The following is a 12709-nucleotide window of genomic DNA, read 5'->3' as shown; positions in this document are numbered from 1 at the left end:
CGACGTCGCCTGCAATCAACGGATGTACCGGAGAACGCCCATGAATATAGACTGGCTCAACTTCACGCCGTGGTCATCCCTGGCCGGAGGGATGTTGATCGGCCTGGCGGCCAGCCTGTTCGTCGTCGCCAATGGCCGGATCGCCGGCGTCAGCGGACTGATCGCCAGTCTGCTGGAGCGTGGGGAAGGCTTGAGCGAGAAGGCCCTGTTCATCCTGGGTCTGCTCGTCGCACCACTGTTCTGGGGTCTGTTCACCTCGTTGCCGGCAATCGAATTCCAGAGTGGCTGGTTCGGCCTTATCGTCGCGGGCCTGTTGGTGGGGGTCGGCACCCGCTACGGTTCAGGATGCACGAGCGGCCATGGGGTGTGCGGCCTATCGCGACTCTCGCCGCGCTCGATGATCGCCACGGCGTGCTTCATGTTCAGTGGCTTTGCCACGGTGTTTGTCCTGCGCCACGCAACAGGAGCCTGAACATGCCCAAGCTCACCGCATTCATTGCCGGGTTGCTCTTTGGCCTGGGCCTTCTGCTGGCCGGCATGGCCAACCCGAAGAAGGTACTGGCGTTCCTCGACCTGGCCGGCGCCTGGGATCCGTCCCTGGCATTGGTGATGACAGGCGCGATCGGCACGGCCATCGGCCCACTGGCCTGGGCACGCCGACAGTCCCGCTCACTGCTGGGCAACCCCATGCAACTGCCGGTCAAGCGTGAGCTGGATCGCCGCCTGGTCGGTGGCAGCCTGATATTCGGCATCGGCTGGGGCATCGCCGGCATTTGCCCCGGGCCCGCGGCTGCGGTCTTGCTGACGGGACGCTGGCAGGCCCTTGTGTTCACCCTGGCGATGCTGGCGGGCATGTTGCTGTTCATGGCCCTGGAGGCCCGGCGCAACCGCCCCACGCTCAACGCCGGCACCCCGCGTCATGAGCGGCCATAGGTACCTGCCCGTGGCGCTTTTCCATTCTCGCTACAGGTATGGCCGTCATGTCCCGTTCACAGCCTGATCGTTTCGATGTCGTCATTATCGGCGCAGGCCAGGCTGCCCTGGCGACAGCCTATTTCCTGCGCCGCACGCCGTTCTCGTTCGTCATGCTCGACGCCCAGGAAGGACCGGGAGGCGCGTGGCGACATGGCTGGAACTCGCTGCGACTGTTCTCCCCCGCGACCTGGAGCTCGCTCCCCGGCTGGATGATGCCCCCCACGCAGGACGGCTATCCGTCGCGCAACCATGTGATCGATTACCTCGACCGGTACGAGCAGCGCTATGGATTGGAGGTGGTGCGACCGGTGCGGGTGACCGCTGTGGAGCGCATCCAAGGCGGTTTACGGGTCAGCGCCGCGGACCGGCAATGGGAGGCACGGGTGGTGGTCAGTGCGACAGGTACCTGGAGCAATCCCTATATCCCCCGCTACCCTGACGCCGCCCTGTTCGCCGGCCAGCAACTGCATTCGGCCCATTATGTCGAGGCGCGGCCGTTCGCCGGCAAGAACGTCCTGGTGGTGGGAGGCGGCAATTCCGGCGCGCAGATCCTGGCCGAGGTGTCCAGGGTCGCCAGGACCACCTGGGTCACTCCCCAGGCCCCGCTGTTCCTTCCCGACGAGGTGGATGGGCGTGTGCTGTTCGAACGTGCCACCGAACGCTGGAAGGCTCAACAGCAAGGGCGTGTGATCGACCAGCCCGTGGGTGGTTTGGGGGACATTGTCATGGTGCCGCCGGTGGTCGAGGCACGTGAACGCGGCGTCCTGCAGTCGGTACGACCTTTTGAGCGCTTCAGCCGCAACGGTGTGATATGGGCCAATGGCAGTGAGTCGCTCGTGGACGTGGTGATCTGGTGCACCGGGTTCAGGCCCGCCTTGCAGCACCTGGAGACCCTGGTACCCATTGACCGCGAGGGGCGTGTCGAAGTCCAGGGGACCCGCTCGATTCAGGAGCCCAGGCTATGGCTGGTCGGTTATGGCGAGTGGACCGGTTCGGCCTCCGCGACCCTGATCGGCGTCACGCGCACGGCACGCAGCACTGCCAGCGAAATAGCCGCCTTTCTCAGCGCACACCCCACCGACAACGGGCCCGGGTAGCTCAACCCGCTACACGGAAGGCACATTCCTCTGGCGCTGGCCGATCTCCAGGGTCGCGCACAATCCGCCCTCCGGTCGATTTTCTAATCGGATGCGCCCTCCCAGACGCTCTGCGATGGTCCGTACGATGGTCAGTCCCAGACCGGCGCCCTGATCGTTGCCGCGGCTGTAGAAGCGTTCGAAAAGCCGTTCACGCTCGGCTTCATCGATGCCGGGCCCCTGGTCCTCGACCGACAGTTCGTAATGATCCTCCTTGCGCACGAGGCGTACGGTGATCTGTCCGTGGGCGGGAGAGAAATTGGCGGCATTGGTCACCAGGTTGTTCAGGGCGATATGAACCGCCACCGGGTCGATGTCCACTGGTGCGATGTCGTCACCGACCTCCAGAACCAGTTCCAGTCCTTTGCTCAATAGCCATGGCGTCAATTGGACCAGGCCTTCACGAACCGTGGCGGGCAGGTCGATCGCCTTGGACATGGCAGCGCCGGTCTGCGGTTCGAGGCGTGCCATGGTGAGCAATTGATTGACCAGGCGCGTGGTGCGATCGACACCGGCCAGCAGATGCTCGAGGGATTCGCGGCGGCTTTGCTCGCTACCCGCTTCCATCAGGTTCTGCGCATGCACCCTGAGCACGGCCAGGGGCGTGCGCATCTCATGGGCGGCATCGGCGATGAAACGTCGCTCGCGGCCCATCACCTCCTGGATTTGCGCCAGCACGCGGTTGAGCGCCGCCTGCATGGGCTCAAGCTCCGTCGGCAACGGCACCATCCGCAGCGGTTCGAGCGAGCCTGGGTGCCGGGCCCGCAATGTCGCCGCCATGTCCACCAGGGGCTTGAGTCCCCAGCCGATGGCCAGCCAGATCACCGTGGCCAGGAGCACGCTACCGATCAGGTTGGGCAGCACGGTATGACGAACGATACGGTCCACCAGGTCGGCGCGCACATCGTCGCGCTCCCCTACCCAGATCTTCAGGCCGTACTGCGGGTCGTCCAGCACGAATGCCCGCCATGTGTGGTTCTTCTGGTCCACCACTTCGCTGAAACCGGCGGCGGTCGGTGGCGAAGCGAGGGACGGCGCGCTGGACGTGTGAACCAGCACGGCACCTTGTGAATTCCAGACCTGGAACGCGATCTTGCTTTCGTAGGGGTGACCATCGACCTTGGGCACCGCCAGCCCCAGCGCCGAATTGAATGCCTGGTACAGCTCGGCGTGTTCCTTGCTCGCCATGGGCATGCGCATGACGCCCTGCAGCAGCCGGGCATTCTGCGCCAGTTGCGCATCATAGACTTCAGCGATTTCGTGGTTGCTGTCATGCAGGTTGAAGACCGTGATGATCATCAGGCCAAGGAACAGGAGCCCGAGGATCAGTGTCAGGGTGCGGCGGCGGATCGAACTCATCGACACTCCTCCACCAGATAGCCGACACCGCGGATGGTGCGGATCAGGTCGCTGGAGAATTTCTTGCGCAGATGATGAATATGCACTTCGAGGGTGTTGCTCTCGGCCTCCTCGCTCCAGCCGTACAGCAGCTGCATCAGGTGATCGCGGGTCATGACCCGTCCCGGGGGCGAGAGCAGCTCGTGGAGCAACTGATACTCCTTGGGCGTCAATGCCACCGGTTTGCCCTGGTAGCTGACCTGCTGGGTACCGGGATTCAGGCTGATGCCGGCGTGCTCGATCAGCGCCTGGGCACGGCCGGCGCTGCGGCGCAGCAAGGCCCTCAGCCGGGCCTTGAGCTCCGCCAGGTCGAAGGGCTTGATCAGGTAATCGTCCGCCCCGGCATCCAGCCCGGCGATCCGGTCTTCGGTGGCGTCGCGGGCGGTGAGAATCAGTACCGGCAGGTTGGATCCGCTGTCGCGCAAGCGGCGCAGCACCTGCAGGCCGTCCATGCGCGGCAGCCCCAGGTCGAGGACCGCCAGGTCAAAGGTTTCACTGCGCAGTGCATGCAAGGCACTGCTCCCATCCTGCAGCCAGTCGACGGTATAGCCCTCGCGGCCCAGCGCCTGACGAATGCCCTCGCCCAGCGCCACATCGTCCTCGATCAGTAATAAGCGCACGCGCACTCCCGTCAGTCGAGTTTCCTGTTTACATCCGCCAGCAGCGTTTCGATGTCCTTTCGGCGCCCTGCATCAGCGCTTTCCCGGCCAGGCCGGGGCGCGGCCAGCAAGGCTTTCTGCAGGGCCGCCCTGGCTTCACCATAGCGCTTTTGACGGTAGAGGTGATCGCCCCAGAAGTACAGGCTATCGATACCGTCGGGATTGAGTTGCAATGCCTGCTTGAGCAACTGTTCGGCCTTGTCCGGGTCGCCGAATCCCAGGGGCCAGCCCGGCACCCGATCATACAACGCGCCAAGACTGGTGTAGGCCGAGCCTTGCAGGGCCTGGGGATCGAGGGCCAGGGCCTTTTCCAGATCGGCTCTGGCCTCCTTGACCTTGCTCAGCGCACCCAGCCCGCCCTGGGCGCCGGCCCAACTGCTGTTGACGATTGCGGACCAGATCCAGGCCTCGGCCACGGACTGGCGTTCCTGCTTGAAAGCCGAAGACTGGACGGCGAGCTTTTCGAAAGCTTCGGCCCGCTGGCCTTCAGGCAGATCGTATTGAATGTGCGCCCAGCGCTGCTGGATATCATGCAGGCGTTGCTGGTCGGCGCTGTCCAGGGCCCAGGCGCCTTGACCCAAGGCGCCCAACAGGAAAGCGAGAAGGATTCTTTTCATGGCTTGAGGTGCTCGTTCACAGGTTTATGACTCAGGCGGCGAATCAGCGGCAACTGCTTGCGCAGACCGCGATCCACCAGATTGGGCAACAGACTGTTGAGGCCGACGAAGAACCGCTCGGGCCATCCCAGGTACAGTTCGCGACGATCACCGGTTATGGCGTGGATCACCGCCGACGCCACCGTTGCCGGGTCGTCGACATTGGCCTTGAGCGCCTGGTTGAGGGCGTCGGCCGCCGGGGTGTTCATCGCGGTACGGGTGGCCCGGGGCGCCACGTAGAGCACACCGACACGGGTATCGGCCAGTTCCCGGCGCAAGGCTTCGGAAAACCCGCGCAAGGCGAACTTGCTGGCGCAATAGCTGGCATAGCCGGGGTAGCCGATGGACCCGTAGGTGGAACCGACATTGACCACCATGGCGCTGTCGGCTTGCTTGAGCAACGGCAGCAACAGTTTGGTCAGGCAGATCGGCGCAGTGACATTCAACGTCAGCATGGCGCCGATCTCGCTGTCGTCGAGCTGTTCGAGCATGGCGAAGTGGTTCACGCCGGCGGCGTTGATCAACAGGTTGATGCCTCCCAGGGCCTCCGCGCAGGCCAGGACCTTGCGCCGGTCGGCCAGGTAGGTCAGGTCCGCGCCGACCCAGAACAGATGCTGCGGGTAGCGGGCGATCAAGGGTTGCAAGGTTTCGCGATGCCTGGCCACGGCCAGCACCCGGGCGCCACTGGCGCACAGGGCGGCGGCAATCGCCAGCCCGATCCCACCGCTGGCCCCGGTCAACACCACCCGGGCATCACACAGGCGCATGTTCATGCTCCCCGTCGCGGGGCAGGCCCCGGAACATATCGGTATAGAGCCGGTACACCACCCGGGAGGCATGAATCACCGCAGCCTGGTCCTGCGGGTCGTCCAGCCTGTTCATCAGGCCGCGATAGGTCTGCATGTGCTCGATGTCCAGAGAACCGTGGGAGCTGAGGTAACTGAAGGCCGTGGCCGGCAGTTCCAGGCGCTGGCGGATGCTGTCGGCGGCGTGGGTCGCCAGGGCGATGCTGGTGCCTTCGAGCACGTTGACCATGCCGAACAGCCCCACCGGATTGCCCCGGGCGATCAGGTCATAGAGGTAACCGACCATCAGTTCGATGGGCAACGACGGCTGCCCGTGACGCACGACCTGCGGATCGCCACCACAGGCCGCGATGTCGTCCAGTATCCACTGCTCATGGCCGTATTCTTCTTCGATGTACTCGCATACGGCTTTGCGCAGCCACTCCAGGCGCGTCGGCAATCGCGCGCCACAAGCCATCATCAACGGCACGGTGTGGCGCACGTGGTAATAGGCCTGGATCAGGAACGCCCGGTAAGCGGCCAGACTGACCTGCCCTTCGAGCGCATCGCGAATGATCGGCAGGTTGAACAAGGTATGGCGTTCTTGCTGGGTAGCTTCTTGCAGGGTATCGAAAAAACTCATGGAGCAGACTCCTCGGACAGAACGGATTCGGTGAGCAAGGCACGGTAATGCTCGACAATGGCTTCCCGGCGCGGGCGCCCATTGGCGGTGAGCAAACCATTGGCCGGGGTGAAGGGATGCTCCAGTCGCGTCCAGCGATGGACCCGCGCGTAATCGGGTAACGTGGCGTTGACCCTGGCCACTGCCAGTTCCAGCGTTTGCCGGGTGCAGTCGCCGTGGGCCGGCCAGAGCAACGCATGGTTGTACGGCAAGGCTTCGCCATGGACGAAGGCCTGGGCGATATCGCCGCCCTGGGTCAGTTCGGCTTCGACCCACTCGGGATTGACGTTGCGGCCGAAACTGGTGACGAACTGGTGTTTCTTGCGCCCGTGCAGATAGAGGAAGCCATCGTCGTCGAACGCCCCCAGGTCGCCGCTGGGCCACCACGCCTGCGTGCAGGGCGCCTCCCCCAGGTACCCGAGCAAGGTCGATCCCTTGATCATGACTTCGCCGTCATCGGCCAGGCGAAGCTGCACGTGGGGCAACGGCTGGCCCACACTGCCGGGGCGATGTGCGTTTGGCCGGTTGAGGCACACCACCGACGCGCATTCCGACAGTCCGTAGCCTTCGAATACCGGCAAACCCACCCGCTCGGCCCGCAGCAGCAGATCGCGGGATACCCGCGCCCCGCCCACCGCGGCGAACCGGACGACGTGTGGGTTGAACGCCTTTCGTTCGGCGGCCATGACCAGCATCGACAGCAACTGTGGCACCAGGATCAGGCTCTGCGCCCGGCGCTCGGCCAGGCATCCCAGCAGGCGCGTCGGGTCGGCCCCGCTGGCACCCTGGATACCGAGGGCGTTCTGGCTGGGCAGGCTGAGCATGGCGCCGGCGTACAGAGCCGCGTAACAGCCGAGGTTCTCCAGGAGAATCGCCAGGGGCAACAAAGCCAGATGGTGCCTCGCCCCGACCGGTTGACTGGCCTGTTCCAGTTCATGGACGACCCGCAGCAGGCTCTCGGCGCCAAGGCAGACCCCCTTGGGCGTACCCGTGGTGCCGGACGTAAAGGTCAGCTTGGCGGTGCCCGCCGGCAAGACGTTCGGCCCGAGATAGCCTCGGCGCCAGAATTCGCCACTGTGCTGGTATCCGGCGGCTTGAAGTTCGTCCGCGTAGGGGGGCTCTGCTATCACCCGCGCGGCCTGGCTCTGCTCCAGGCAGTGGCGCCGCTGGGCCGGGCTGAAGAATCCGGGCAGGATGACGCACGCCAGTCCTTCGAACAGTGCGGCCAGGTCCCAGAGCATGATTTCGATACCGTTGTCCAAGGCCAGCGCGACAACGCTGACGCACTCATCGCGCAAGCGTTGCTGGCGATACCGCACTTCGGCGAAAAGCGTGGCGTAATCCATTTGCGAGCCATCCCCCCAGAGAGCAATGGCATGCCCCCGGCGCTCGGCATGCCCACGCAGGGCTTGCTTGAATCGTTGCATTTCAGGCGACATGGCTTGCCTCCCCAGGGGTGGCCGACAGTCCCAGGCGATTGAACAGGCCGGTATTGCGCAGATGAATGAAACCGGCGCGGATGTTTCCGACATGGACCCATGGTTGGCTGTCGTAGTAGCGCCCCCAGAGGTGACGTTCCTCGCCCAGGCGCTGTGGATCGGCCTGGCAAAGGGTCACGGGCTTGAGGCCCAGGCGATGGAAGCTGTTGACCAGGCCGACATTGCCGGTGAACGCCACCCACTCCAGGCCGGCGACAGCCAGCAGGTAAGTGATGGAAATGATGCTCAGCCGGGCGTTGCCGGTGTCGCTGGCGGCCAGGTTGCCGACCTCGACGATGCTGGCACGCTCCACCGGCCGACCGGTCGTAGCCGTGATCAACGGCTCCACAGGCCCGTCCAGGTAACGCTCGAGGAACAACGCCTCTTGCGCGGCCAGGCGCACGCCGGCCACCGCGCCAAGCACGCCCTGGCCGTCATCGAAGCCGAACAGTTCGGGCATGAAATGACGAATGTCGGCGCCGTGTACCTGGCGAAAACGTTGCTGGATAAACGCTTCGAATTCAGTGCGCCGGGGTTCTCCTGACGAAGCCTTGTGCAGGCGACGAAGCGGCTGGCCGGCAACGCCGAAGGCCAGCGGCAGATGAATGTTCCAATCAATATCGGGCATGGATCGACAGTCTCCCCCAGGGCTAGTGGGAGAAAGTATCCAGGCCGTTTCTTAACGAAGTCTGAAGGCGATCAGGCGCTGGCCGCCGGGTCGGCATGCCGGAGCAACCCTACCGACACCACGGCCGCCACCACCACGAACAGGCTGGAGATCCACAGGCACGCCTCCAGGCCATGCACCTGGTACACCCAGCCGGAAAGCAGCGTTCCGATCAACCGCCCCATGGCGTTGGACATGTAGTAGAACCCCACGTCCAACGAAACGCCGTCCTCCTTGGCGTAGGAAACGATCAGGTAGCTGTGCAGGGACGAGTTCACGGCAAACAGCACACCAAATGCCATGAGCCCGCCGAGCAGCACCCCCTGGGACGGCCCGCTGCCCAGCCCCAGCGCGATGGCCGCCGGCAGGCCCGCCAGGGCAAGGGCCCAGAGAAACGCCGTGCGGCCATCCGGCACATGGCCCCGTTTCCTGCCGGTGATGTACGGGGCGAAGGATTGCACGATGCCGTAGCCGATCACCCAGGCGGCGAGGAACCCACCCACCTTCCAGAAGTCCCAGCCCAGGACGCTGCTCAGGTAGACCGGCAAGGCCACTACGAACCAGACGTCGCGGGCACCGAACAGGAACATCCGCGCCGCCGACAACAGGTTGATCGCCCGGCTCTTGGACAGCAGGTCGCGAAACCTGGGCTTGGCCCTGGCCTTGCCCAGGTCCTTTTTCAGCAGGATCAGGCTACCCAGCCAGATCAGCCCCAGTACGCCAGCCATCGCCAGCAGCGAGCCCTTGAAACCGATCAACGCCAGCAAGGCCCCGCCGAGAAAGAAGCCCACCCCCTTGAGGGCATTTTTCGAACCGGTGAGGATGGCCACCCAGGTGTAGAGCCTGCCTTGCTGCCCATCCGGAACGAGCAGCTTGATAGCGCTCTTGGCGCTCATCTTGTTCAAGTCCTTGGCGATACCGGACAGGGCCTGGGCGCCCATCACCCAGTGCACGGTCAGCCAGGCCGATGGCACCGTCAGCATCAGCAATGCCAGGACCTGCATGCCCAATCCGATGTTCATGGTCCGGTTCAGACCCAGTCGAGCGCCGAGATACCCTCCCACCAGGTTGGTGACGACACCGAAGAGTTCATAGAACAGAAACAACGCCGCAATCTGCAACGGGCTGTAGCCCAGCGCATGGAAATGCAGCACCACCAGCATGCGCAAGGCGCCATCGGTGAGGGTGAATGCCCAATAGTTGCCCGTCACCAGCAGGTATTGCCGCACCGGGGCCGACAGGGTTTTCATGGCTGCTCCTCAGACCGCCAGGCCGACCATCCGGGCCAGTTCGACGGTGCGATTGGCATAGCCCCATTCATTGTCATACCAGGCGTAGACCTTGACCTGGGTGCCGTTGACGACCATGGTCGACAGCGCATCGATGATCGATGAACGCGGATCGGTACGGTAATCGATGGACACCAGGGGGCGCTCTTCGTAGCCGAGGATGTCTTTCAACTCCCCCTCGCAAGCGTCCTTGAACAGCTGGTTCACTTCCTCGGCCGTGGTGGCTCGCTCGACCTCGAAGACGCAATCGGTCAGCGAAGCATTGGCCAGCGGCACGCGCACGGCGTGCCCGTTCAGGCGTCCACGCAACTCGGGAAAGATTTGCGCGATGGCCGTGGCCGAGCCGGTGCTGGTGGGAATCAGGCTCATGCCCGAAGCACGGGCGCGACGCAGGTCCTTGTGGGGTTGATCGAGGATGCTCTGGGTGTTGGTCAGGTCATGGATGGTGGTGATCGAACCGTGGCGGATGCCCAGTTTCTCGTGAATGACCTTGACCACCGGTGCCAGGCAATTGGTGGTGCAGGACGCTGCCGTGACGATGGCGTGTTCGGCGGGTTTGAACAGGTGATGGTTGACGCCCATGACGATGTTCAGTGCGCCCTTTTCCTTCACCGGGGCGCTGACCACCACGCGCTTGACGCCTTGATCGAGGTAAGCCTGGAGCACCGCCACGGTCTTCATCTTGCCGCTGGCCTCGATCACCAGGTCGCAACCCGACCAGTCGGTGTCGGCGATCGCCTTGTTGGCCGTGACCCTGATCGACTTGCCGTCGATGACAATGCTCTCGCCCTGGGCCTCGGCCTGGCGCTGCCAACGGCCATGCACCGAGTCGAAGTTCAGCAGATGGGCATGGGTGGCGGCGTCACCTGCCGGATCGTTGATCTGCACGAACTCCAATTCCGGCCAGTGCCAGGCAGCCCGCAGCGCGAGACGACCGATGCGTCCGAAACCGTTGATACCCACTTTGATCGTCATGACGCCTGCCCCCATATGCGAAAAAACGAATATATGTTTTTACAGATATAAAGGAAAGCCATGGGCCGAAATTCCTGTGCCGGCGGGCGGGCTCCCCCTTCGGTTTGCGAGCAGCCGTCCGGCTTGCGGCGCCTGCCGGCCGGGTCCTGGCTTCACGGGTGGGCAATTTTGCAGACCCTCGACCGGCCGTCCCGTAGTACAGTGCACGGCATGAAATCGACGGTCCACTTCCAGACGCCTGAAGTGGCCACGAACCCTCTCACGTCATCTCCAGCGATAACAGCATGATCGAAATCACTGAAGTTTCCATTGCCCAACTGCGCGCCGCGCTCGAGTCCGGCCAGACGACCGCGGTCGAGCTGGTCCAGGCCTACCTTGCCAGGATCGATGCCTACGATGGACCCGACACGCCCACCGCCCTCAATGCGGTCGTGGTGCGAAATCCCGAGGCGCTCGCCGAGGCCCGGGCATCCGATGCCCGTCGGGCCAAGGGCCAGGCGCTGGGCCCCCTGGACGGCATTCCCTATACGGCGAAGGACAGTTACCTGGTCAAAGGGCTCACCGCCGCTTCCGGCAGCCCGGCGTTCGCCAACCTGATGGCCTGCCGGGACGCGTTCACCATCGAACGGCTTCGCGCCGCCGGGGCGATCTGCCTGGGCAAGACCAACATGCCGCCCATGGCGAACGGCGGCATGCAACGCGGCGTGTACGGTCGCGCGCAAAGCCCGTACAACGCCGACTACCTCACCGCCCCATTCGCCTCCGGCTCGTCGAACGGAGCAGGCACTGCCACCGCCGCCAGTTTCGCGGCCTTCGGCCTGGCCGAAGAAACCTGGTCCAGCGGACGCGGGCCGGCCTCGAACAACGGCTTGTGCGCCTATACCCCTTCTCGCGGTGTGATCTCGGTCCGTGGCAACTGGCCGCTGACGCCCACGATGGACGTCGTCGTGCCCTACGCCAGGACCATGGCCGATCTCCTCGAAGTGTTGGATGTGGTGGTGGCAGAGGACCCGGATACCCGTGGCGACCTGTGGCGCCTGCAACCCTGGGTGCCCCTTCCGAGCGTCGACTCCGTCCGCCCCGCCTCTTATCCCGGGCTTGCCGCCAACGCCGGTGCCCTTGCCGGCATCCGCTTCGGTGTGCCGCGCATGTACATCAACGCCGATCCCGAGGCCGGCACGGCCGAAGCCCCGGGCATCGGTGGCCCGACGGGGCAACGCATCATCACCCGGGCCTCGGTGATCGACCTCTGGGAGCAGGCCCGCCAGGCGCTGCAAGCCTGCGGCGCCGAAGTCATCGAGGTCGACTTCCCGCTGGTGTCCAACTGCGAGGGTGATCGCCCTGGTGCGCCGACGGTGTTTACCCGCGGCCTGGTGTCCAGGGAGTTCCTGCACCACGAGCTGTGGGACCTTTCGGCCTGGGCGTTCGACGATTTCCTGCGGGCGAACAATGATCCGAACCTCAATCGCCTGGCCGACGTGGATGGCCCGCTGATCTTCCCGCACGATCCGGGAACCCTGCCCAACCGGGAGGATGACCTGGCCGCCGGCATGGAGAAGTACGTGGAGATGGCCAAGCGCGGTATCACCCCCTGGGACCAGATCCCCACCCTGCCCGACGGTCTTCGGGGGCTCGAGGAAACGCGCCGGATCGACCTCGAGGACTGGATGGACCGGCTCGGGCTCGACGCGGTGATCTTCCCCACCGTCGCCGATGTCGGGCCGGCGGATGCCGATGTCAATCCGGTGTCTGCCGATATCGCCTGGAGCAACGGCGTCTGGGTCGCCAACGGCAACCTCGCCATCCGGCACCTGGGCGTCCCCACCGTCACCGTGCCGATGGGCATCATGGCAGACATCGGCATGCCCGTCGGGCTGACGTTCGCCGGCCGTGCCTATGACGACTCGACGTTGCTGCGCCTGGCCGCGGCATTCGAATCGCTGGGCTCCAAGCGACGCATCCCGCCCCGCACGCCACCGCTGTCGACCGTTGGCAAATAGACAGGCAGC

The 12709-nt window shown here is 64.6% G+C and carries 13 protein-coding genes; 4 read left to right on the top strand and 9 right to left on the bottom strand.

The genetic code is table 11. From position 1 onward, the window contains the following. The first annotated feature begins 40 nt into the window (after positions 1-40). From BW992_RS18685 to BW992_RS18675, 3 genes are read left to right on the top strand one after another with little or no spacing between them, the layout of a single operon-like run. On the top strand, positions 41-472 hold the full coding sequence (locus BW992_RS18685; protein WP_072396524.1) for a YeeE/YedE family protein: 432 nt from the start codon (positions 41-43) through the stop codon (positions 470-472). A 2-nt stretch (positions 473-474) separates the two neighbouring features. Further along, positions 475-933 (top strand): YeeE/YedE family protein, encoded by a 459-nt coding sequence (locus BW992_RS18680; RefSeq protein ID WP_072431503.1) that lies wholly within the window; start codon positions 475-477, stop codon positions 931-933. A 47-nt stretch (positions 934-980) separates the two neighbouring features. Next, positions 981-2072 (top strand): ArsO family NAD(P)H-dependent flavin-containing monooxygenase, encoded by a 1092-nt coding sequence (locus tag BW992_RS18675; RefSeq protein ID WP_072431502.1) that lies wholly within the window; start codon positions 981-983, stop codon positions 2070-2072. 9 nt (positions 2073-2081) lie between these two features. Here the strand turns inward: BW992_RS18675 and BW992_RS18670 are convergent, their stop codons facing one another. The 9 genes from BW992_RS18670 to BW992_RS18630 form a co-directional block, all read right to left on the bottom strand. Beyond that, the gene (locus BW992_RS18670; RefSeq protein WP_072431501.1) at positions 2082-3470 is read right to left on the bottom strand and encodes a sensor histidine kinase; all 1389 of its coding nucleotides are present in this window, start codon (positions 3468-3470) and stop codon (positions 2082-2084) included. Then, on the bottom strand, positions 3467-4129 hold the full coding sequence (locus tag BW992_RS18665; protein WP_072396710.1) for a response regulator: 663 nt from the start codon (positions 4127-4129) through the stop codon (positions 3467-3469). The genes BW992_RS18670 and BW992_RS18665 overlap by 4 nt, the downstream gene beginning before the upstream one ends. Positions 4130-4140: 11 nt before the next feature. Next, a complete protein-coding gene (locus tag BW992_RS18660) occupies positions 4141-4785 on the bottom strand; it encodes a tetratricopeptide repeat protein (protein ID WP_072396498.1) in 645 nt (214 codons plus the stop codon). Beyond that, positions 4782-5591 (bottom strand): SDR family oxidoreductase, encoded by an 810-nt coding sequence (locus tag BW992_RS18655; protein ID WP_076406890.1) that lies wholly within the window; start codon positions 5589-5591, stop codon positions 4782-4784. Before BW992_RS18655 ends, BW992_RS18660 begins: the two co-directional genes overlap by 4 nt. Next, positions 5578-6252, bottom strand: a complete 675-nt coding sequence (locus tag BW992_RS18650) for a TenA family transcriptional regulator (RefSeq protein ID WP_072396494.1) — start codon at positions 6250-6252, stop codon at positions 5578-5580. Before BW992_RS18650 ends, BW992_RS18655 begins: the two co-directional genes overlap by 14 nt. Then, positions 6249-7730, bottom strand: coding sequence for an AMP-binding protein (locus BW992_RS18645; protein ID WP_076406889.1), 1482 nt, complete (start codon positions 7728-7730; stop codon positions 6249-6251). The genes BW992_RS18650 and BW992_RS18645 overlap by 4 nt, the downstream gene beginning before the upstream one ends. Continuing rightward, positions 7720-8397, bottom strand: a complete 678-nt coding sequence (locus BW992_RS18640; protein ID WP_072458981.1) for a thermostable hemolysin — start codon at positions 8395-8397, stop codon at positions 7720-7722. Before BW992_RS18640 ends, BW992_RS18645 begins: the two co-directional genes overlap by 11 nt. A 71-nt stretch (positions 8398-8468) precedes the next feature. Beyond that, a complete protein-coding gene (gene arsJ / locus BW992_RS18635) occupies positions 8469-9686 on the bottom strand; it encodes an organoarsenical effux MFS transporter ArsJ (protein ID WP_076406888.1) in 1218 nt (405 codons plus the stop codon). Positions 9687-9695: 9 nt separating this feature from the next. Continuing rightward, complete coding sequence (locus BW992_RS18630) at positions 9696-10700, bottom strand: ArsJ-associated glyceraldehyde-3-phosphate dehydrogenase (RefSeq protein ID WP_072396485.1); 1005 nt, start codon at positions 10698-10700, stop codon at positions 9696-9698. A 284-nt stretch (positions 10701-10984) separates the two neighbouring features. On the opposite strand from BW992_RS18630, the gene BW992_RS18625 reads away from it, so the two are divergent. Further along, positions 10985-12700, top strand: coding sequence for an amidase (locus BW992_RS18625; RefSeq protein WP_072431498.1), 1716 nt, complete (start codon positions 10985-10987; stop codon positions 12698-12700). Positions 12701-12709: the final 9 nt, after the last annotated feature.

It is taken from the genome of Pseudomonas sp. 7SR1 (assembly GCF_900156465.1).
Lineage (GTDB): Bacteria > Pseudomonadota > Gammaproteobacteria > Pseudomonadales > Pseudomonadaceae > Aquipseudomonas.
Note: the sequence above shows the minus strand (reverse complement) of the source record. Positions and strands in the feature narration are given on the sequence as shown.

Bases quoted from the DNA above. Each gene is read 5' to 3' on its own strand.
- BW992_RS18685 (WP_072396524.1), top strand. From the start codon at position 41: ATGAATATAGACTGGCTCAACTTCACGCCGTGGTCATCCCTGGCCGGA.
- BW992_RS18680 (WP_072431503.1), top strand. From the start codon at position 475: ATGCCCAAGCTCACCGCATTCATTGCCGGGTTGCTCTTTGGCCTGGGC.
- BW992_RS18675 (WP_072431502.1), top strand. From the start codon at position 981: ATGTCCCGTTCACAGCCTGATCGTTTCGATGTCGTCATTATCGGCGCA.
- BW992_RS18670 (WP_072431501.1), bottom strand. From the start codon at position 3,470: ATGAGTTCGATCCGCCGCCGCACCCTGACACTGATCCTCGGGCTCCTG.
- BW992_RS18660 (WP_072396498.1), bottom strand. From the start codon at position 4,785: ATGAAAAGAATCCTTCTCGCTTTCCTGTTGGGCGCCTTGGGTCAAGGC.
- BW992_RS18655 (WP_076406890.1), bottom strand. From the start codon at position 5,591: ATGCGCCTGTGTGATGCCCGGGTGGTGTTGACCGGGGCCAGCGGTGGG.
- BW992_RS18650 (WP_072396494.1), bottom strand. From the start codon at position 6,252: ATGAGTTTTTTCGATACCCTGCAAGAAGCTACCCAGCAAGAACGCCAT.
- BW992_RS18645 (WP_076406889.1), bottom strand. From the start codon at position 7,730: ATGTCGCCTGAAATGCAACGATTCAAGCAAGCCCTGCGTGGGCATGCC.
- BW992_RS18640 (WP_072458981.1), bottom strand. From the start codon at position 8,397: ATGCCCGATATTGATTGGAACATTCATCTGCCGCTGGCCTTCGGCGTT.
- arsJ (WP_076406888.1), bottom strand. From the start codon at position 9,686: ATGAAAACCCTGTCGGCCCCGGTGCGGCAATACCTGCTGGTGACGGGC.
- BW992_RS18630 (WP_072396485.1), bottom strand. From the start codon at position 10,700: ATGACGATCAAAGTGGGTATCAACGGTTTCGGACGCATCGGTCGTCTC.
- BW992_RS18625 (WP_072431498.1), top strand. From the start codon at position 10,985: ATGATCGAAATCACTGAAGTTTCCATTGCCCAACTGCGCGCCGCGCTC.